Genomic DNA, 19,545 nt, shown 5'->3' with positions numbered 1-19,545 from the left:
TTAAGTACAAAGGCCTCAAGTAAACCACTGACCAGCACCTTTAAACTTTGAATGAAGCACTCATCCATAATTGAGAATCTAAGAATATATCGAACCCTAGTTTGAAGGTTCATCGCTACAGCTTAATATTCATATACACCCACAAATAGAAATGAGGTGACAACATGTCCATGAAAGCAACCAAGCCAGCACCGCTACTTCCTCCAGGAACCTACATCGAGGAGTGGATGGAAGAGCATCCTCAAATCACTCAATCAGATGTCGCCAAGCGCCTAGGAATCTCAACAGGTCACCTCGGTCAGGTTATCAATGGAGATGAGCCGATTTCTCAAGATCTAGCCACCCGATTGGCTGCCTTGACTGGATATTCAAAAGAGTTCTGGCCTACCTATCAGGCACGTTATGAAGCCCGCAAAGTAGTAACTCACCAAAATACGCGCCAAGTCAAGGAATCTTAAGAGCAAAGCCCTAGCTCCCCACCACCGCCCTCACAGCAGCAGCCATCGCAACATGCCCAGCCTGCGTCATGTGCTCGGGGTAAGAGTCAGTATCAAAGCCCTCAAAGTCTGCCCAACGCTGCGCCGGAGCAACGCAGGCGGTGTGTTCGGCGGCATCAACAGGCATCACATAATCGGCACCATTGCGGGTGGCGGCCTCGGCAATTTTTTGGTTCAAAGAATATGAGAGCTCCAAAGCCCATTGCTGATCTTCAGGCGATACCGCAGCCAACTCCGGACACTCCCCCGCCGCCAACAACAACATATATCCGGTGGTTACTACCTGCGCCTGCGGTGAGCGCGCATGGATCTCAGTGTAAACATCATCCAGATTGGGGCCCAGATCATTAAAATCAATGAACACTTGATCCCGGCAGTCCTCGGTGCTGCCTTCCATTTCGGCACGGATACAGCCGGTGACATCACCAAAACCAACATCATTAGCGCCAATGGTCAACGTAATCAGTTTGGTATCAGAGCTAAGCTCATCAAATTGTGGCGCAAGCGTACCTTCATCGGTATCGCGCGTATTAAAAAGATCGCCAATCATGCCGCCCTGGCAGCTCACATCATCAACGTTGGGATCCACTAGCTGCGGGTAATTCCCCTCAGTACGCAGGCAAAAGGAATCGCGCAGTGGGCTAAATCGCGATGCGGTCGAGGCATAGGAATCACCCAGGGCAACGTAATCGCTCGTGTTTGTCGACGCCCCCGCACCAGAAAACACCACGCCCTCATGCAAGGTTAAGCTTGCCGGCGCAGCGCTACATGCGCTGAGTGCAAAGACACTAAGAAGGGTGCCGACTAAATATTTCATACCCTTCTTTGTATTCTTCTTTTGCTTAAATTCCGATTAGCTCCGAAGCAATAACATCGGAAAGGCAGATGGTGCCATGTGGTTCGCCCCGGAAGAGGAGGAGATGATCGGCATTAATGATGACTTCGAGCTGACGTTCAAGGGTGAAAGTCTCCCAGACCTTCATTTCATTTGCGCGGATTCTTAATCCCATTTTCCTTCTCCTCTCATAACTTCCCGGAACAAACATTGTGTGCTTCAAATCACTTTTAGTAATTCTTGCGTTATAGGTCATCTTAGGGGGTGGATGAAGAAAAATTGTAGCCGAGGACCATTATTACCCCGTTTCAACCCCGAAAATCACCCCTGATCAGGCGTAATATGAAGCTTCCCTCACGTTCCAACTCGGACATTTGCCCCACTTCCCAAACATAACGGGGGTACTGTTTTTATTGCAAAAAACCGCCACCCCGCACGTTTTGGGTGCGGGGTGACGGCAGAGGGCGGCGTCGAAAAGCGGTTTAGGCTTGGCGCTTTTCATAACCCATGCGAGGCCTAAAGCCCTGTGGGTGCTTGAGCTGGGCGACGGCATCCGCGATGACCATGCGGAAACGCTGGTTGGCCACCGGCATATTGGAAATTGGAAGCCAGGCGACCTCGGTGTTTTCATCATCAGCCACAAAAGGCTCGTCAGAACCAATAACCGCGCAGCGCATGGCGGTGTCCATATAGCTGGAAACGTCACCATTTTCATAGGTGACAGGCCCAACCATGCCCACGCCGAGCAGCGCTTCCACGGAAACGTTGAGGCCGGTCTCCTCCAGCACCTCGCGCTGGGCGGCAATATGTGGCTGCTCGCCCGGATCAACGATGCCAGTCGGCGGAGTCCACTCGCCATTATCGGCGCGCTTAACCAGCAAAACGTCTGGGACTACGTGGAATGGGGATCCCGGGGGGACGTCACGGATAATCACAGCGGTCACCGAAGGCAGCCACAAAGGCTCATGGCCGATGTGCTCACGCAATTTAACAATAAAATCTGGGATCGCCACGGGCGCTCTCCCCTTTCCCTCTTTTTAAGCAGTTTTATTTAAGGCTACGCCATGTGCCACAACAGCTTTAAAGGCCAGGTCCCGCAAGCGGGGAACCTGGCCTCAAGCGCTTTTCGACGAAACTTTTCGACGGCGCTACTTCACACTGTTATTTAACGGTGGAGTTAGCGATGGAGTCCACAATGAACTGCTTGACTGCCTCGGTATCATTTGGCAGTTCGATGACCTTGAAGGGAGCATCCATAATCTTGGCAAAGCGTTCTGGCATTTCCGGCTCAGTGCCGATGGCCTCGACGATGGTATCGGCAAACTTCACTGGCAGCGCGGTTTCCAGCACGATAATCGGGGTGGAAATCTCCGCAGCCCACTGACGGGCAACGTGCACGCCATCGGCGGTGTGGGGATCAATCAGCACGCCGGTGTTCTTGTGAACATCTGCGATGGTTGCCACGCGGTCAGCATGGGTGGAGCGACCGGAAGCAAAGCCATATTCTGCTGCAGCCTTAGGGAACTGAGGATCTTCTGCAAGCGAGAATCCGCCCTGGCGGACCTGGGTGCCAAAAAGATCATTCACACGAGCGGCATCGCGGCCGAGCAGATCGAAGATGAAACGCTCGAAGTTGGACGCCCTGGAGATATCCATAGATGGTGAGGAGGTCTCGTAGGTGTCTGCCGAGCTGCGCACGCGGTAATCGCCGGTGCGGAAGAACTCATCAAGCACGTCATTTTCATTGGTGGCAACGATCAGGCGATCGATGGGCAGACCCATGGAACGTGCGATGTGACCTGCGCAGATATCGCCGAAGTTACCGGTTGGAACCGAGAAGCTGACCTTTTGATCATTGCTCTCAGTGGTGCGAATCCAGGAGGAAACGTAGTACACAACCTGAGCCATTAGGCGTGCCCAGTTAATGGAGTTCACAGCACCAATGCGCTGCTCACGCTTGAAGTCTGCATCCGCAGAAACAGCCTTGACCACGTCCTGGCAATCATCGAAGACGCCGTCGAGGGCAATATTGAAGATATTTGGATCATCCAGGCCAAACATCTGGGCCTGCTGGAAAGGAGTCATGCGTCCAGCTGGGGTCAGCATAAAGACGCGGATGCCCTCGCGGCCGCGCATGGCATATTCCGCAGAGGAGCCGGTATCACCAGAGGTAGCGCCGAGGATGTTGATGGTTTCATCGCGGCGGCGCAGCTCATATTCAAAAAGCTCGCCGAGCAGCTGCATGGCCATATCTTTAAAGGCTGCAGTAGGGCCTTCGGAAAGGTGGCCGAGGAAGATATTTCCTTCCAGCTTAGTTACTGGAACGATTTCTTCACTGGAGAACTTAGGGAAGGTATAAGCACGGGCGGTGATTGCCTTGATGTCTTCTACTGGGATGTCATCCACAAAGAGGCTAATAACCTCGGCCGCCAGTGCTGCATAACCTTCGTTGGCAAGCACCTCGCGCCACTTGGTTAAGGTGGCATCATCAAGCTGTGGATATTCTGCAGGCAGATAGAGGCCACCGTCTGGGGCTAGGCCACCGAGCAAAATATCGCTAAAGCGGGCAGGGGTACGGCTAGAATCACGCGTCGAAATGTAGTCCACGCCTTCTAGACTATCCCAAGGGGTGACACAATACTCCCCCATGGTGTCCCAAATTTTGCAGAATTACTGACTAAAGCGCTGTGATCACCTAGAGTGTTCCTGATCACTCTTCGCCATAGTTTTAGGATGTGCACACATGGCTACCCCAACTTCCTCTCCTCAAGGCACCGAGCACGGCGTTTCCGCAGCTGCCGGTGACTCCGCTGTCGCCGGTGCCGGTGCTGGTGCTGCTGGCGCTCCTGGCGCTGCTGCAGAGAAGTCTTCTCAATTAACTGCTATTGAGCTGCTTAACCCAGAACCAGTATCCAAATGGAACCTCTATGTTCTCATCGGCTGCTGCGTTCTTGTTGTGGTGCTGGTCTTCTTAGGTCCCTGGATTTACCCACATGTTGCTGAACTCACTGCAACTTTGTGGAATGCCTCCTAAAAAGCCTTTTGCATCGAAGAAATAACTAAATGACCCCTTGGTATTACATTTTAGGCATAGGGGTCTACCCTAAATACTTGTGAAGAATACAGATCAAAAAGCTTCGCCCAATCCCAAAGAAAAAGTCACCGCACGTGCAGTAATCGTGTGGGCTGCAGCCTGTCTGGTTTATATCGCCGCAGTGACCAGCCGCACCAGTTTTGGTGTGGCCGGCGTTGAGGCGATTGATCGTTTCCAAGTAGATGCAACCCGCATTGCAGTATTCACCTCTGTGCAGGTAGGCGTATACGCCTTTGCCCAAATCCCCATGGGCATGCTCATTGATAAATTTGGCCCCCGCAAATTGCTGGCCATCGGCGCCCTCATCATGGGTGTGGGCCAAATCATCTTGGGCCTAACAGATGCTTATGGTGTAGCCATTATCGCCCGTGTGCTCATTGGCGCCGGCGATGCATCCATCTTCCTTTCGGTGATGCGTATTTTGCCTTCCTGGTTCCCACTGAAGGCCACCCCGATTTTCACCCAGCTCACCACCAGTTTGGGCCAGCTGGGACAGTTCATTTCCGCCGTTCCTTTCCTGGCGCTTTTGGGTGCTTCAGGTTGGACCACTGCCTTTGTGAGCCTGGGCGCAGTTGTTTCCATCATCGCCCTTGCAGCACTCATCGCAGTGCGTGATACCCCGGCAATCCCGGCGGCGCAGGCTGCTGAAAAGGCTGCTGCGAAAGCTCAGACCAAGCCCGCGGAAACCAGTGTCACACCGGTGAAAAATAGCCTGGGCACCAGCCTCAAGCTGATTATTAGAAACCCTTTGTGCTGGCAGGGATTCTTTATCCACTACACCCTGATGTTGTGGCTCAACGTATTTAACCTCATGTGGGGTCTGCCCATGATGACCTTGGGCATGGGACTTTCCACCTCAACAGTGGGTATTGTGCTCACCGTCAGCACGATTTGTTTGGTATTCGCTGCACCCGTTATGGGCATTATTTCTGCACGTACTGGCTACCGTCGCGATGTTGTTGCCATCGGTTTTTCTTTCATTCAAGCCCTGGCCTGGATTATCTTCCTCTCTTCCGAGACTCCACGTGGCGTAACCGCAATTGTGCTGGTCAATATTGCGATGGGTCTCACCACCGCTGCGTCCAACTTTGGTTTTGATAGCATCCGCGAGCGCCTAGATCGCAATATTCTGGCTGCTGGCACCGGCTTGGCCAATATGGGTGGTTTTATTTCCGCCATGGCTGCAGCTCAAATTGTGGGCATTTTGCTCGACCACTCCGCACATGGAAATACCTACACCTGGCATGATTTCCGCCTTGCTTATATCGCGGTCATCATTATCTGGCTCCTAGGCGTCTTGGGATTTGTGGTGGCTCGCCTAAAGGGTGGTCCCGGTCGCCGTATGGTGACCACGATCCGCCACGCCTCTCACTAAAATCCTCCCGGATACAGCAAAGCACCCCAGGGGCGGTGGCCACTGAGGTGCGGGGATGCGTCGAAAAGCGCGGGTTTTTAGAAGCGACGGCCTGGACCGAAGGGGCCAAATGGGCCGCCGAAGTTGCCATAACCTGGGCCGTGTCCGCGGCCGCGGGAGGCGATTAGGCCCTGCACGAAGTTGTTGACAGCCTCGCCGATCTCGCCGACGACATCCTCGGTGTAGGGGCGCTCATCGCGGTGACGGCGCGGACGAGGCTCATCATCTTCATCGATGAGGTCCTCCACATAAATGGGGCCTTCCTCGCCGATGCCCTCATACTCCATCTCGGCGTCCTCGAATGGAGGGAAAACATCGTCGGGCTCAAGATCGCCATCAAACTCAATGCTGAGGACATTGCCCTCAAAATTGATCTTCTCATCGGCATCAACGCCGAGCTGATGGGCATAACCGATTACTGCGGAAAGCTCCGCAAAAGTAGCATCTGAAAGGTCGATAGAAAGCTTAATTGCCATGGTGAAATCCTTGCTGTCGGGAGTGCGAACCTGCTCTTGCCTCCGACAGTACGTCCACCCACCGAGGCTGTAAACCGCTTAGGGGCAAAGATCAGGGAATTCCCCTAAACCTGTTAGCAACCCCGATTGTGTGGGACCCTAGCCAAGGGACGCAAAAACCTGCTGGTTAAAGCTAAAAGCCAGGGCTGCTTCCGCCAACATTGTCGCGTGTTCCGCAGGCGTGAGCGTGAGTGCATCAAGCTGGGCACGGTAGGAATCCTTATAGGGCTTGATCTTGCCGATGTCGGAAAATTCATAAAAGCTCAAAGCCTCCGCACCGATCCCATATTCGCGGCCGACCAACCGCGCAATTACCTGCCCGCCAGAGAGATCGCCCAGGTAGCGGACATAATGGTGCGCCATAAGGCACGGGAAATCCGCAGCCGCGGCGATCTCATTGAGGCGATTTACATACCGGGTCGTGGCAGCGGTGGGTGCCACCTGAGCCCGCCAGCCGGCGTGGCCGTGGAGGGCGTCAAGGTCTTTTTCAAGCGCTTCTCGACGTTCCAATCGGCGGTCTAACAACACCTTGGAACGCGGGTCCTCGCTGCACCTTCGCACTGCGCCCTCCAATGCGGAGTAGAAAAGCCAGCTTTGTTCCTGCAATGCGATAAATGCTGCTTGATCCAGTTTTCCGCCCAGCAAATCACTAATAAAAGGTGAGTATTCCGCACTCTCATGGGCCTTAGCGGTATGCCTGCGCAGATCTTCCGAAAGGCTGCGGGCGTTTAGGTGAGTTTCATCTTTAAGCGAGGTAGACATGGCTTTCCTTCAGTGTGGAGTTTTGGTGGGTGGCGGCAATTCCTGGTTGCCTGGGTTTTCAGCGCGCCAGGTTTTGCCGGGTTTCCGGGCTTCCGGGCCACTGGGTTTCCGGGGCGGCGGGTTTACCGGCCCACCTTTTCCACTTAGGTTAGCCTTTGCTACCTATGATGGATATGGGTAAATAGTTGGAGCTTTTACCCAATTCCCTCTCAAACGCTTTAGCGTGCTTTTCCTGAACTCCTTAAACGCGCTGTTCCATGCCGTCCACGCCCCAGAAGACCTCGTCTACAACCTGGCGACTCTTGCGGGTGACCTTGAGGTAGTGCTCCAAATACTCCTGGTATTCATCAGGATCCCAGCCGGAAGCACCTGCTACCTGCGCCAACTGTGGGCCAGGGGTGGGCAGCTGATCCGCCTTTTTCCCCTTGACCAATACCAAAGCGTTGCGCGCAGCAGTTGCTGTGAGCCACGCTTCGCGCAGGATCTGAGCCTGGTTGGGGCTAATGATCTCCTTTTGCTCCACTACGTCCAGGACTTCAAGGGTAGAAGTGTTGTGCAGCTCAGGAACCTCGTGGGCGTGCAACATAGTGAGCAACTGCACGGTCCACTCAATATCAGAGAGCGCTCCCCTACCAAGTTTGGTGTGGGTGTTGCGATCGGCGCCGCGTGGCAGCCTTTCACTATCCACGCGGGCTTTCATGCGACGCACATCTCTGATTTGTGACTGGGAGGCGCCATTTTCTGGGTAACGGAATCTATCGATCGACTCGAGGAATTCAATACCCAATTCCTTATCGCCGGCTACCCACGCAGCACGCAGCAAGGCCTGAATTTCCCAGGTCTCACCCCATTTTTCGTAGTAGTTAACGTAGGATTCGATGGTGCGGACCACAGCACCGGAACGTCCCTCGGGACGCAGGCCGAGGTCAACTTCCAAAGGTGGATCTCCCGAAGGCTTGGCCAGACGGGCACGCATAGAATCACAGATATCAATCGCCCAGGTGATGGCATCATGTTCAGCAACGCCTGGAGCTGGTTCGCACACAAACATCACGTCAGCATCTGATCCATAACCAAGCTCTGCACCACCTAGACGCCCCATGCCGATAACAGCGATCTTGGCTTGCACCTCATTTGGCTTTTGTGGATCATTAAGCGCAGCTCGGATTTCTGCATCGAGGGCAGAATCGAGTACCGCATCCCACACCATTGACAGGCTCCAGCACACTTCCTGCACGGTGAGCATGTTGAGCAAATCGGCGGAGGCAATTCGGGCGAGCTCTTGGCGACGCAGCGAGCGGGCGGCTTGAATCGCGCGATCTGGCGAATCATGGCGTGACACTGTTGCCTTAAGCGCCTTAATCACCTGGTCAGGGGCAGTAGCCAGGAGCTTTGGACCGGTTGCTTCATCGCCCAATTGCTTCACAAAATCCGGAGTGGAAATAATGAGCTCCGAAATATAGGGAGAGTTACCCAAAATACGCATGAGGCGTTGGCCCACGATGCCTTCATCGCGCAGCATGCGGAGGAACCAGCTGCGGTCGAGGGCAGCATCAGAAAGCTTGCGATAATTTAGCAGGCCAGCGTCTGGATCGGCGGTTTGTGAAAGCCATTCCATGAGCGTTGGCAGGAGCATGGACTGGATCTTTGCCTTACGGCTGGCTCCCGCAGCCAAGGCAGTCAGGTGCTCATAGGCACGTACTGGGTGCTTATAACCCAATGCTGCCAGCTGGAGTTTTGCCGCTTCTGGGGAAAGCTTGATGGCATCCACACTGAAGTTGACCACCGAGTTAAGCAGTGGTCGGTAAAATAGCTGGCTGTGCAAGGATTGAATCTGCAGACGCACTTTACGCAGGTGGTTTTCCATCGCGCGCGCAGAGCTGTGCTCCCCTGATCCGGTGAAGCCCGAGGCACGTGCCAACCACCGCATATTCATGCGGTCTTCATTCTTGGGCATCATGTGGGTACGCTTCACGCGTTCCAGCTGGAGGCGGTGCTCCAAAAGACGCAGGAACTCATAAGACTCAATGAGATTATTGCCGTCTTCCCGTCCGACATAACCTTGTTTAACCAGGGCTTGCAGCGCCTTCACAGTAGAGCGCACGCGCAGTGCCTCATCTGAACGTCCATGCACCATCTGCAAAAGCTGGACAGCAAACTCGACGTCCCTCAAACCACCGCGGCCCAATTTAAGTTCACGATCTCGGAGGTCTTCCGGCACATTGTCCAAAACGCGGCGGCGCATTGCTTGGACATCTTCCACAAAGGATTCGCGCTGGCTAGCGCCCCAAATGAGGGGCGAAAGCTCATCAACATAAGCCTGTCCGAGCTTAATATCGCCGGTCATGGGCCGTGCTTTAAGCAATGCTTGGAATTCCCAGGTTTCCGCCCAGCGCTTGTAATAGGCCATATGAGATTCCAAAGACCTCACCAGCGCACCGCTTTTTCCTTCTGGACGCAGGGCTGCGTCAACTTCGAAGAAGGAGCTGCAACCAATGCGGATGAATTCCGCGGCCATGCGGGTTGCTCGGGAGCTTGCGGGTTCCGCGATGAAGACCACGTCAACGTCAGAAATATAGTTGAGCTCTTGGGCACCGCATTTACCCATTGCCATGATGGCGAGGGTGGCGTCAACAGGCTTTTCGCCATACACATTGGTAATGGCCACGGATAGACCTGCCGTGAGTGCTGCGTCTGCGAGGTCGCTGAGCTGCAGGGTGACGGTAGTAAAAGGTACGCGATCTTGGCCATTTCGGCGGGCATCGTTGGGGTAGGTGCCAGCCAGGTCTAGGGCTGCAATGCGCATGAGCAAAGTGCGGTAGGTCCACTTCAACACGCGCTCAGCCTCAGCGCCGGTGATGGCGCTCTTATAAAAACCAGGGGTTGTTAGATCTGCGCGGGCGGGATTATCCGCCTCTGGATGGTCTTCCACCTGGAGTTCAGCAGGAGTTGCTTCAACGCTGCTCAACATAATGTTGAACATTTCTTCCCTGGTGGGGGCGTCTTCCAACAACAGTTTCCATTGCTCGGGATTAGCCACGAGGTGATCACCAATGGCTGAAGAACCACCTAGCAAAGCGATAAGGCGCACACGCAATTTGAGGTCGGTGCGAATTGCCTTATCTAGCTCTTCTTTGTGGGCTGCTCCTTTTTCTTCCAGGACCTGATAGAGCCTAATGAGGTGGTTTAGTGCAACGTCTGGATCGCCTGCTCCAGAAAGAGCCCATAACAAATCGATGGATTCAACATTGCGCCAGCCGAGTTCCTCGAGGTCCGCTTGCGCGTGGTCAGATTTCAGCGATAGCGAAGCGACCTTTGGCAAAGGATCTCGGACGAAGCCAACAACTTTACGATCATTAATTAGCGGGCCAGACATTTTAAAAGCACCTCTCCCCTAAAAAACTGGGTTTTAATAGTCAAGATTATTACGTAGTTCCCAAGGGGTGATTTGCTCTTGGTAGTCGCGCCATTCCTGCCACTTATTGCGCAGGAAGTACTCAAAAACGTGCTCGCCGAGGATATCGGCCACGAGCTCAGACTTCTCCATCAAACGCAAAGCGTGATCAAGGCTTGAGGGCAAATCCTTATATCCCATTGCGCGGCGTTCACGATAGCTCAAGTTGGAGATATCGTCCTCTGCCGGATCATCAAGTTCATAACCTTCCTTGATGCCCTTAAGTCCGGCACCGATCATGACAGAGAAGGCCAAATAAGGGTTACATGCAGTGTCAGGCAGACGAACCTCTACCCGGCGCGACTCCTCCTTATTCAGACGATAGGTGGGCACACGGACCAGCGCAGAGCGGTTGGAGACACCCCAGGTTGCTGCGGTTGGGGCTTCATTGCCGTAGACAATGCGCTTATAAGAGTTAACCCACTGGTTGGTGACAGCCGTAAATTCTGGGGCGTGGTGCAAAATGCCGGCGATAAACTGCTTTGCCGTCTTGGAAAGCATGTAGGGATCATCAGGATCGTGGAAAGCATTGGTATCGCCTTCAAAAAGCGACATATGCGTGTGCATTGCTGAGCCCGCATGTTCTTGGAAAGGCTTGGGCATAAAGGATGCACCCACGCCTTGATCCCTGGCTACCTGCTTCATGATGTAGCGGAAGGTCATGATGTTGTCAGCCATGGTCAGCGCATCGGCATGGCGGAGGTCAATTTCCTGCTGGCCGGGGGCGGTTTCATGGTGCGAGAATTCCACCGGGATGCCCAACTCTTCTAGCGCAACCATGGCATTGCGGCGGAAGTTTGGGGCCTCGTTAAAGGTGGCTTGGTCAAAATATCCACCATTGTCGGTGGGCACTGGCGGTTGGCCGTTGGTGCGCAGGCTTTGCACCAGGTAGAACTCGATTTCCGGGGAAATCATGCAGGTAAGGCCCTCGTCGGCGGCTAATTGAACTTGTCGACGCAAAACCTGGCGAGGATCTGAGAATGATGGTTTTCCATCTGGCATGGTGACATCGCAGAAAAGACGCGCAGCTTGGAGCTTGGATACGCCTGCTTCCAGTGGCAAAACCTGGAATGTTGAAGGGTCGGGGCGTGCGATGGTGTCTGCCTCAGAGACACGGGCATAACCTTCAATTGCTGAACCATCAAATCCAATGCCTTCTTCCAGCGCGGATTCTAATTCAGCCGGAGCCACGACAACGGACTTGAGGTGTCCAAGAATGTCGGTAAACCACAAGCGCACAAACTTGATTTCACGTTCTTCAATGGCGCTAAGGACAAATTGCTGTTGGCTGTTCATGGTCACTAATTTACGCAGCGACCGGACACCAATTGCGAAAACCACCCCTCCAAGCCACCAACGGGGGTATGTTTGCTGCGAAAAATAGGTGTTCAAGGGATTTTTTACATCGTCGGGGGTAGGAGAAGTCCGGGGCAACTAGTTAATTGGGAGTCGCTCGACAAATAGAACACATCTACGAAGCCTAGGAGCTTGATCATGACCACGTCCTATGAATCCCACCTGGTTAGCAGCGATGACCTCAAATCCCATCGCTATCACAATGATTTGATGGGCACCATCATTAAGAAAATGGTGACTTGTGCCTTTAAGGGGTGGACTCCCCAGGATCTCCGCCACGAATTTGGTTCGCATCTTGATCCCCTTTTTAGACTGGCACAAGACCACATCACTGGGGTGGCCTCAGAAAAGACCCTGGAATATTGGGATCGCCAAACGGGAAGGGATATCCTCGACCCACCTGACATTGCCACATTGCACTCAATCAACGCGCACTTTAATCGAGTGGAAGTCCTACCCGACTGGGATCTCATTCCCTATTTATACCGAGTTGAGGCTTTTGAATCCCGCCTCATGTCCGCTGATCATTTGGAACAACGCCACCGGATATCCCGGCTCCATAAGAAAGCGGAAGCAACAGCAGTGGCTACTGAAGCACAGGATTTTCACTTCACTGCGGAGCTCGGTTATCACCGGTTACGCCTAGAATCCCTCATGCTTTATTCCCATTATGAGGACACCCAATTTTTCGATGACGCGATAAGTGCAAAGAGGATATACCTTTCAGCACCATGGGTTCGTTATCAATTTCAGCTACTTAGCGCCATTGCCAGAGCAAATGATTGCCAAGCTCTCTTGTTAACGCGATCTGGGATTTCAACTGTCATTGGCATGATGGAAGACACCACACACGTTGCCGAGCTCTATGACATTTTTAATCGCCAACGCGAACGCTTTATGAAGCTCCACGCAAGCGCCCCATTCAATCAAACCCCACCATCAACCAGTACCAAGCGCCGAGCTTTTATGATCTCTTTTAATGCCCAAGTTTCTCAGATCCTCAAAGACGCTGCAGAACAAGCTACAGCCGAAATCGATGCGGAGTTCCCCTACGCCCTAAGTGCCATCAAGCCCCATCTAAGGCGATCACAAAAATTGGGAGAAATTGAAGTTATCAATAGCATTCCGCATACATTGGCCATTCCCCGCGAGGAGGTGGAAACACCTCCCTATGATGATGAGTCCTCCCCTAACCCCTTACCTCCAGAGGGCTACCTTTATTACCCGCGTTAAAAAAAGTGCTTTCAACCGGGGGTTAACCCTATGTCTGGGTAGTTTCCCGCGTAGCATGAGAAGTACTTAAAGGGTGTTTTACCTGCCAATCTATCTTGGTATTTGAAACACCTTCAACCAATAACATTTCATTAGCACCAGAAGAAACGGGTAGGTAACTATGAACCAGCATTTGGAAGTGGAAGCAAAGTTTTCAGTAAGTGAATCCACACAGGTTCCAAATCTTGGAGAGATTGTTGGTATCGACCGCGTAGACAACACCGAAATCCATAACCTCAGTGCGGTCTATTTTGATACCGAGGATCTCAGACTTACCCGTTCGAAGATCACTCTGCGTCGACGAACTGGTGGCAATGACGCTGGCTGGCATATTAAGTTCCCAGGTGAGGTTGGCCGTCGCGAGGTTCAGGCAAGCCTTGACGCTGAAGGTGCTAGCGAGAGCACCCCGCCAAAGGAATTGCTCGGCCATATCCGCGCGCTTATCCAGGGTCGCCCATTGCTCCCCATCGCGCAGGTAGATAATGAACGCCACATGTCCTACCTGGTCAACGCTGAAGGCGCATTGCTTGCAGAATTCTGCGATGACCATGTTTCCACCATTTCCTACCTACCTGGCGGTGTCCGCAAGCAATGGCGCGAATGGGAATTGGAACTTAGCGAAGTTTCCCTAGAAGCAGGCACTGGTGCTGCTTTACTTGAAAACGCAGCTCAGACTTTGCGCGCAGCGGGTGCTTTCCCATCTTCCAGCCCTTCCAAGCTTTTCTATGCACTGGATGATTCCATCAACCATGCTCCGCTACCTCCACAGATGGCGGAGTTGGATGAGGATGATCCAGCTCGTGGCGTTCTTGCCGCAATTGCTGCAAATGCCACCAAGATCGCAGAATACGATCCTCGCGTACGCGCTGATGAATATGATTCCGTACACCAAATGCGTGTTGCTACTCGTGAGCTGCGCAGCCACTTGCAAACCTTTGAGGGCATTCTCGGCGGTGAAGAATACCTCAACATTGAAAAGGAACTAAAGGTTCTGGCAAATATCTTGGGTCGTGCTCGCGACGCTGAGGTTATTGAAGAGCGCCTTGCCGCTTTGGTTGACACCGAGATCGGCGATGCCATTGAGGAAAGCACCAAGGAAGAGCTGCTTGAAGATCTTCGTGCTGAGTACCAGCGTGAGCATGCCCGTGTGGTCCGCGCTCTAGATGATGATCGATACACCAACCTGCTGCAGTCTTTGGAAAACCTGTTGGTTAATCCCCCACTGGTAACCGAGGTTGAAGTTGAGGCCGAGGTTGAGACCGCCGAAACCGACGAAGCCATCGATCCCGAAGAGGTAGCTCAGCCAGTAGCTGAGGCAACCCCTCGCCACCTAGCTGAGGATGCTAAGGACGAAGCAGCCGAAGAAACCAACGGTGCAGAGGCTGAGGACCCAGCCGAGGACACCGCAGAAAGTGCAACAGAAGAAGCACCAGCCGAGGACGCTCCTGCTAAGAAGAAGCCAGCCAAGGTTGACGCCGCATTGGTCCTGCTCAAGCACCTGGATAAGGCGCACTCTAAACTGGTCAAGCTGGATAAGAAGGCCCGCAGCGAGTGGGAGAATACTGAGCTTTCCTCCCTCGAGCGCGAAGAAAACTACCACAATGTGCGTAAGGCAGCGAAGAAGCTGCGTTATAGCGCGGAGGCAGTTTCCAAGGCAACCGATGTCAACACCAAGAAGCTTTACAAAGCCTGCAGCACCCTGCAGTCTATACTTGGTGATTTCCAAGATGCCATTACTTCTCGTGATGAACTACTCAAGCGCGCTAAGGCAGCTAGCCGTCAGCAGCGCGATACCTTCGCATATGGTGTGCTCTACCAGCATGAACACACTCTTTCCCGTCAGTACCTCAAGGGCTACCCAGAGGCATACCGGGAAGTTGCCAAGGCCTATAAGAAACTCGAGGAAGAAACCGCTAAGCGCGTGAAAAAAGCACAGCGTAAGTAATCACACAGGTAGTTAAACAAAAAGGTGGACTGGTACAAGAAACAATCTTGTACCAGTCCGCCTTTTCGCCCCCTCGATCCCCTAAGAGATCAACGGGAAAGAATTAATCGTCTTCTTCATCCCAGTCATCTGCAGCTTCAGTACGAGCTGCAGCAATCTCAATTGCCTTGCGCGCCTCTGCCTCAGAATCATAAGGTCCCATGCGGTTTTCAAAGCCCGCGCTCTTACCCTGGGAAACCTCTTTGGTGGAAAGATCATAAAACCACTTGTCGTCTGCATCGCTCATGCGGTCCAGCTCCCATCTCAGTTCATCGTTTTCCAATAGTCGCCCCCACTATAGTGCCGATTTCAACGGCAGCGCAGGCTCCCCAATCTGTCAGAAAGTTTTGCAGGCTAGAGTGGATCTGTTCTATTAATTACGTTTTCTAATTTGGGGAGGCTTTTAACCCAATGGCCATTTGGCAGCCAGAATTGCTCACTCCGCAGGGAAAATCCATTGAGTTAACCCCACAATCCATGGTGGAAGCATGCGTCGCACACCACCGGCAGCACTTTAATAAAGAACCCAAGGGTGCTGCTACTGCTCCCGCAACCTGGTCAATGATTGGTGAACACACCGATTATGCAGGTGGAGTGGTGTTGAGCTCCATGAGCAATTGGCTCACAGCCGTTTCAGTAAGCCCCAATTCTGAGAAAATTTTTAATGTGATGCTCCACGGCGAGCAGGGGCACGTCGAAAAGCACTCAATGAGTGCTGCGGAGATCGCCTCGCGCGCGCAGGCCCAGTTGCTCACCCATGATGCGCTGGGCCGCCCGGCCACTCCCCCGCTGCCTGAGGGCGGAATTGCCGCCCGCCTGGGTGGCATTGCCTGGACCATGATTCATAAGCAAATGCTTTCTCGTGATACCAAAGGCCTTGATATCACGGTGCTCAGCAGCATCCCTAATGGCGTGGGATTGGGCGAGTTTGCTGCCATGGACATTGCGCTGGCGTTGGCTCTTTATCAAGAAGATATTGATGAAGCCCCAGTTCGCGCCCGGATTGCAGATATCTGCGCACACTCCGCCTTTATGTTTAGCGAGTCCACAGCTTTACATGCGCGCTACACTGCGGCTCTGCGTGCAGAGAGTGGTAAGATGGCAGTTATTGACAATGCCGATGGATCGGTCACGCAGGCTCCCCATCCGGTCAGCCGTTCTGCCGGTTTACAGGCCTACCTTGTTGCCACGCCTGCGCCCCAGGAGCTGGAGGTTGCGCTGCTCACCTACCACCGCCATAGTTTTATTGACGAGGCAAGCAAGGCCTTTAGCACCGAGTCGCTGCGCCGTTTGCCAGATGCGCCGACCCGCGTGGTTGATTGGCTGCAGGCAGTTTTGGAGGTCACCGGCCGCAGTGACCTGCCCACCGTCGCACAAGCTAGGCAGTGGCTGAACTTTTGGGAGCAGGAAACTCAGCGCGCACAGCAAACCGCAAGTGCCCTGCGCTCGCGTCGCCTCCCCGTGCTCGCCGCCACCCTTGCCGCCTCGCAGCGCGACCTCACCGAGGTCTACGGCATTTTCACGCCCGACACCGCGCTCGCCCAACTCTGCATGCAACGCGGTGCCTTCTCCGCGCGCTACTCCAGCGCCGGCGTCACCCGCGGCGTCATTGCGCTTATCGACGAAAAACATGGCACGAACTTCGCCGCTGACCTCTCTGACGATGGCCTTTTAGTCATTCCTTTGGGACACGGCCTCACCGCAGCCCAAGCCTAATTTTTTAATCAGCTGGCCAAGCAAAAAGCACTTCCCTTTTCACCAGATCAGCCTTCACCAAAGTTACTTCCTGGTGAGTTCCTTGGGTGGGTGAACCGCTGCACTTGGCCAGTACTGGAGGATTGAGCACAAAAAGCCGCGCCTGGTTTTTCTCCGGTTCGCTGGTTAACACCACCGATTGGAAATTCTGGCCCTCCCAGAATTTCAGCACCGTGGCTTCTGTCAGATCCAGGCACGCATTATCCACTTGGCTGGCATGGATGGAGGTGTACTTCATTGACTCCAATGCCTTTTCCTCCACGGCAGTTACCCACTCTGGCACCGCGGTGTTATTGGCGATGGCCAGGCAATGCTCAGTGGCAAAACGATCAATCAGACGCCGCAAAGGTGCGGTGACGTGCGCATAATATCCGCCCACACCAGCATGGACCTCCGGTTTTCCATCGTGCACGCTGGCATATCCGGAACCGCGCAATAGTTTTTGAGCCTCGCGCTGGATCGCCATTCCCTGTGGAGTGTTGGGATCAACACTTTGGAGGAACTGCCCAATCGCTTGATCGGGGGCGATCTCAAAACCCAGTGCCTTTGCTTCCGCACGGAATGTGGCTTCTGCTTCTGGAGTGGCAGGTGCCAAAGTGCGCAATAACCCATGGCCTGCCTGCACCATCATCTCGCCGGCGACCATGCCACAGAGTAGGGAAATCTCTGAGTTATAGTCCATGATCGGCAGGCGTGGCTCAATGACAATCTCATAGTGCTCGCCCGCTTCATCATTAGGAACTTTAACCACCCGCTGACTTGGGATTGAAAGATTAATAGCGTCTCGACGCAGGGCACTTTCCTGGCGTAGGCGTCCTACCTCTGGCAAATGCTCAATGGAGGGATGCAACTGGCCGGCTTCTGCGTCGGCTTGAGCTTGTTCATAATCCAAACGCGCCTGGGATTGCACCAGTGCGCGACGCACCGTGGAACCTAGCACTTCCCCGCGGGAATCAAGATCAATCGACCACACCACAGCGGGACGTATTTTCCCAGCAAGCAGGCTGGCGGCATCTTCTGAAAGTTCTTCTGGATGCAGGCGCGCAGGCTCATCTGGCAAATAAATAGTTTGACCGCGGGCAATTGATGCAGCTTCCAGCTCACTACCAGGCTGAACAAAAGCAGCCACATCAGCAATGGCATAGTGCACTTTAAAGCCAGACTTGGTGGCCTCAATGAGGACCGCTTGATCGAGGTCTTTGGAACCTACCGGGTCAATAGTGACAAAGGGTAAGTGGCTGAGATCCTCGCGTTGTGCAGCGAAACGGTCAGTTGCGGTAGCAGCCTCTTGATGAATGTGAGGCTCAAAACCACGTACCACCCCAAATTCCTCTGCAACTGGATCATAGTCAAGGACGGCGGCATAGAGCTTCATGCGCTCCAATTGTTCCACACCCCTCTAAGCGGTGCAGGGCGAATGAGCCGATCTATAAGCCGGATTCTGTACCACCACACAAGATTCCTTGTATGAAGGCGGTGATCATCCATCTCGTCGCAATCATTGCTGACTGCCTCTAGCAGCTACCTGCAGGCTAGGCGAGCAGCCGTAACACCTGCACAGACATACCATTGGATACGTCCTCATGCCTTGCTCCCGGTGGGGTTTACCTGGCCAGATCAGTCACCTGACCTGCCGGTGCGCTCTTACCGCACCTTTTCACCCTTACCGCCGGAAAACCGACGGCGGTTTACTTTCTGTTGCACTTTCCCGCAGCTCGCGCCGGGTTGTCGTTAACAACCACCGTGCTCTATGGAGTCCGGACTTTCCTCGGCCGATGCCTACACGCTTACGCATGCGGTTCACCGAACGCAATCACCCAATCGACTCATTCGCAGACACTCACCTTACACCTGTTGCGGCCTGCTTTTAAAATACCTGCAGGCCTGAAAGCTGAAGCTGGGTAGTTTCTAGTGGTCGTTCTAGTGGTCGAGGAAACACTAATCTCGCAATTCTTTCACCAGCCCCAGCTACTTAACCATGAGTTCAGCCGAATCTGAGGGGTATAAAAGACTGTGAGTGCCAGCAGTGAACGACTATCCAGCATTCAGTGGAATGATTGCAGCGATCTCATCTTGCAACACACGACGTTCAAGCCGTATCTCATAGTTTGATTGCAGAGCCATCCACATCTCCTCGGATGTACCGAAGAATCGAGCCAGACGAATCGCCGTATCAGCGGTAATGCCGCGCTCACCATGTACGATCTCATTGATTCGCCGTGGTGGTACGCCGATAGACACAGCAAGCTTATGCTGTGTAATCCCAAAGCCATTAATAAAATATTTCATCAGGATTTCACCTGGATGGATTGGATCGATAAATTCATTCTCAGGCATAGTCTCAGTGATAGTCGACGAGTTCGACATTTTCTGCACCTCTATTTCTCCAGACGAAGCAAAGTCGCCATTGCGCATTTACGCGAATGCTTGCTGCCCACGTCGGTTGCCAGCCAAACTCTCCAGGCGATTTCCTGGTGGAATCCGAAGATCCTCGACGTCCTTCGCTGTATTTAAAGGTGACGCACGATCCTAAGGATTCTTGATAAATGAATTCTAAGCTGCGCAGTTTTGGTTTACTACCCTCTAAATGGATCCTTTGTGCCTATT

17 protein-coding genes, 1 other RNA gene and 1 pseudogene are annotated in these 19,545 nt (G+C 53.5%); 6 read left to right on the top strand and 13 right to left on the bottom strand.

The window, feature by feature from the left end:
* The first annotated feature begins 164 nt into the window (after window positions 1-164).
* A complete protein-coding gene (locus SFC07_RS01275; protein WP_411206412.1) occupies window positions 165-458 on the top strand; it encodes a HigA family addiction module antitoxin in 294 nt (97 codons plus the stop codon).
* 10 nt (window positions 459-468) lie between these two features.
* Here SFC07_RS01275 and SFC07_RS01270 read toward each other — a convergent pair whose 3' ends face one another.
* The 4 genes from SFC07_RS01270 to thrC all read right to left on the bottom strand — a co-directional run bounded on the left by SFC07_RS01270 (window position 469) and on the right by thrC (window position 3,939).
* On the bottom strand, window positions 469-1,314 hold the full coding sequence (locus tag SFC07_RS01270; RefSeq protein ID WP_411206411.1) for an SGNH/GDSL hydrolase family protein: 846 nt from the start codon (window positions 1,312-1,314) through the stop codon (window positions 469-471).
* A 25-nt stretch (window positions 1,315-1,339) separates the two neighbouring features.
* The gene (locus SFC07_RS01265) at window positions 1,340-1,507 is read right to left on the bottom strand and encodes a hypothetical protein (protein WP_411206410.1); all 168 of its coding nucleotides are present in this window, start codon (window positions 1,505-1,507) and stop codon (window positions 1,340-1,342) included.
* Window positions 1,508-1,814: 307 nt separating this feature from the next.
* Window positions 1,815-2,345: an NUDIX hydrolase gene (locus SFC07_RS01260; RefSeq protein ID WP_411206409.1), complete on the bottom strand. Its 531-nt coding sequence runs from the start codon at window positions 2,343-2,345 to the stop codon at window positions 1,815-1,817.
* Window positions 2,346-2,493: 148 nt separating this feature from the next.
* Window positions 2,494-3,939, bottom strand: coding sequence for a threonine synthase (gene thrC / locus SFC07_RS01255; RefSeq protein WP_411206408.1), 1,446 nt, complete (start codon window positions 3,937-3,939; stop codon window positions 2,494-2,496).
* A 136-nt stretch (window positions 3,940-4,075) separates the two neighbouring features.
* On the opposite strand from thrC, the gene SFC07_RS01250 reads away from it, so the two are divergent.
* On the top strand, window positions 4,076-4,366 hold the full coding sequence (locus tag SFC07_RS01250) for a hypothetical protein (protein ID WP_411206407.1): 291 nt from the start codon (window positions 4,076-4,078) through the stop codon (window positions 4,364-4,366).
* A gap of 79 nt (window positions 4,367-4,445) precedes the next feature.
* Window positions 4,446-5,801, top strand: a complete 1,356-nt coding sequence (locus SFC07_RS01245) for an MFS transporter (protein ID WP_411206406.1) — start codon at window positions 4,446-4,448, stop codon at window positions 5,799-5,801.
* A gap of 77 nt (window positions 5,802-5,878) precedes the next feature.
* Here the strand turns inward: SFC07_RS01245 and SFC07_RS01240 are convergent, their stop codons facing one another.
* The 4 genes from SFC07_RS01240 to SFC07_RS01225 form a co-directional block, all read right to left on the bottom strand.
* Window positions 5,879-6,316 (bottom strand): hypothetical protein, encoded by a 438-nt coding sequence (locus SFC07_RS01240; protein WP_411206405.1) that lies wholly within the window; start codon window positions 6,314-6,316, stop codon window positions 5,879-5,881.
* Between the two features lie 138 nt (window positions 6,317-6,454).
* On the bottom strand, window positions 6,455-7,117 hold the full coding sequence (locus SFC07_RS01235; RefSeq protein WP_411206404.1) for a heme oxygenase (biliverdin-producing): 663 nt from the start codon (window positions 7,115-7,117) through the stop codon (window positions 6,455-6,457).
* A gap of 241 nt (window positions 7,118-7,358) precedes the next feature.
* Window positions 7,359-10,493: a bifunctional [glutamine synthetase] adenylyltransferase/[glutamine synthetase]-adenylyl-L-tyrosine phosphorylase gene (locus SFC07_RS01230; protein WP_411206403.1), complete on the bottom strand. Its 3,135-nt coding sequence runs from the start codon at window positions 10,491-10,493 to the stop codon at window positions 7,359-7,361.
* A 33-nt stretch (window positions 10,494-10,526) separates the two neighbouring features.
* Window positions 10,527-11,867 (bottom strand): glutamine synthetase family protein, encoded by a 1,341-nt coding sequence (locus SFC07_RS01225; protein ID WP_411206402.1) that lies wholly within the window; start codon window positions 11,865-11,867, stop codon window positions 10,527-10,529.
* Between the two features lie 198 nt (window positions 11,868-12,065).
* Between SFC07_RS01225 and SFC07_RS01220 the strand changes: the two genes are divergently transcribed.
* Complete coding sequence (locus SFC07_RS01220) at window positions 12,066-13,160, top strand: hypothetical protein (protein ID WP_411206401.1); 1,095 nt, start codon at window positions 12,066-12,068, stop codon at window positions 13,158-13,160.
* A gap of 160 nt (window positions 13,161-13,320) precedes the next feature.
* Window positions 13,321-15,144: a CHAD domain-containing protein gene (locus tag SFC07_RS01215; RefSeq protein ID WP_411206400.1), complete on the top strand. Its 1,824-nt coding sequence runs from the start codon at window positions 13,321-13,323 to the stop codon at window positions 15,142-15,144.
* 103 nt (window positions 15,145-15,247) lie between these two features.
* On the opposite strand, the gene SFC07_RS01210 is transcribed toward SFC07_RS01215, so the two are convergent.
* Complete coding sequence (locus tag SFC07_RS01210; RefSeq protein ID WP_411206399.1) at window positions 15,248-15,430, bottom strand: SPOR domain-containing protein; 183 nt, start codon at window positions 15,428-15,430, stop codon at window positions 15,248-15,250.
* Between the two features lie 164 nt (window positions 15,431-15,594).
* Here SFC07_RS01210 and SFC07_RS01205 point away from each other — a divergent pair, with 164 nt between their 5' ends.
* On the top strand, window positions 15,595-16,899 hold the full coding sequence (locus tag SFC07_RS01205) for a galactokinase family protein (protein ID WP_411206398.1): 1,305 nt from the start codon (window positions 15,595-15,597) through the stop codon (window positions 16,897-16,899).
* A gap of 4 nt (window positions 16,900-16,903) precedes the next feature.
* Here the strand turns inward: SFC07_RS01205 and SFC07_RS01200 are convergent, their stop codons facing one another.
* The 4 genes and pseudogenes from SFC07_RS01200 to SFC07_RS01185 all read right to left on the bottom strand — a co-directional run.
* Complete coding sequence (locus SFC07_RS01200) at window positions 16,904-18,313, bottom strand: RNB domain-containing ribonuclease (protein WP_411206397.1); 1,410 nt, start codon at window positions 18,311-18,313, stop codon at window positions 16,904-16,906.
* Between the two features lie 39 nt (window positions 18,314-18,352).
* An RNA gene (gene rnpB, locus SFC07_RS01195) (RNase P RNA component class A) lies at window positions 18,353-18,767 on the bottom strand.
* Window positions 18,768-18,972: 205 nt separating this feature from the next.
* Complete coding sequence (locus SFC07_RS01190) at window positions 18,973-19,305, bottom strand: HigA family addiction module antitoxin (RefSeq protein WP_411206754.1); 333 nt, start codon at window positions 19,303-19,305, stop codon at window positions 18,973-18,975.
* Window positions 19,280-19,437 (bottom strand): annotated as a pseudogene (locus SFC07_RS01185) (type II toxin-antitoxin system RelE/ParE family toxin); the annotation flags it as partial. The gene SFC07_RS01190 and the pseudogene SFC07_RS01185, both read right to left, overlap by 26 nt.
* Window positions 19,438-19,545 lie beyond the last annotated feature (108 nt).

Source organism: Corynebacterium callunae, assembly GCF_046592015.1.
GTDB lineage: Bacteria > Actinomycetota > Actinomycetes > Mycobacteriales > Mycobacteriaceae > Corynebacterium > Corynebacterium callunae_A.
The sequence above is the reverse complement of the archived record's forward strand: the minus strand, read 5'-3'. Positions and strand labels throughout refer to the sequence as shown.

Coding starts and splice junctions, on each gene's coding strand:
- SFC07_RS01275 (WP_411206412.1), top strand. CDS start 165: ATGTCCATGAAAGCAACCAAGCCAGCACCGCTACTTCCTCCAGGAACC.
- SFC07_RS01270 (WP_411206411.1), bottom strand. CDS start 1,314: ATGAAATATTTAGTCGGCACCCTTCTTAGTGTCTTTGCACTCAGCGCA.
- SFC07_RS01265 (WP_411206410.1), bottom strand. CDS start 1,507: ATGGGATTAAGAATCCGCGCAAATGAAATGAAGGTCTGGGAGACTTTC.
- SFC07_RS01250 (WP_411206407.1), top strand. CDS start 4,076: ATGGCTACCCCAACTTCCTCTCCTCAAGGCACCGAGCACGGCGTTTCC.
- SFC07_RS01240 (WP_411206405.1), bottom strand. CDS start 6,316: ATGGCAATTAAGCTTTCTATCGACCTTTCAGATGCTACTTTTGCGGAG.
- SFC07_RS01235 (WP_411206404.1), bottom strand. CDS start 7,117: ATGTCTACCTCGCTTAAAGATGAAACTCACCTAAACGCCCGCAGCCTT.
- SFC07_RS01230 (WP_411206403.1), bottom strand. CDS start 10,493: ATGTCTGGCCCGCTAATTAATGATCGTAAAGTTGTTGGCTTCGTCCGA.
- SFC07_RS01225 (WP_411206402.1), bottom strand. CDS start 11,867: ATGAACAGCCAACAGCAATTTGTCCTTAGCGCCATTGAAGAACGTGAA.
- SFC07_RS01220 (WP_411206401.1), top strand. CDS start 12,066: ATGACCACGTCCTATGAATCCCACCTGGTTAGCAGCGATGACCTCAAA.
- SFC07_RS01215 (WP_411206400.1), top strand. CDS start 13,321: ATGAACCAGCATTTGGAAGTGGAAGCAAAGTTTTCAGTAAGTGAATCC.
- SFC07_RS01210 (WP_411206399.1), bottom strand. CDS start 15,430: ATGAGCGATGCAGACGACAAGTGGTTTTATGATCTTTCCACCAAAGAG.
- SFC07_RS01205 (WP_411206398.1), top strand. CDS start 15,595: ATGGCCATTTGGCAGCCAGAATTGCTCACTCCGCAGGGAAAATCCATT.
- SFC07_RS01200 (WP_411206397.1), bottom strand. CDS start 18,313: ATGAAGCTCTATGCCGCCGTCCTTGACTATGATCCAGTTGCAGAGGAA.
- SFC07_RS01190 (WP_411206754.1), bottom strand. CDS start 19,305: ATGTCGAACTCGTCGACTATCACTGAGACTATGCCTGAGAATGAATTT.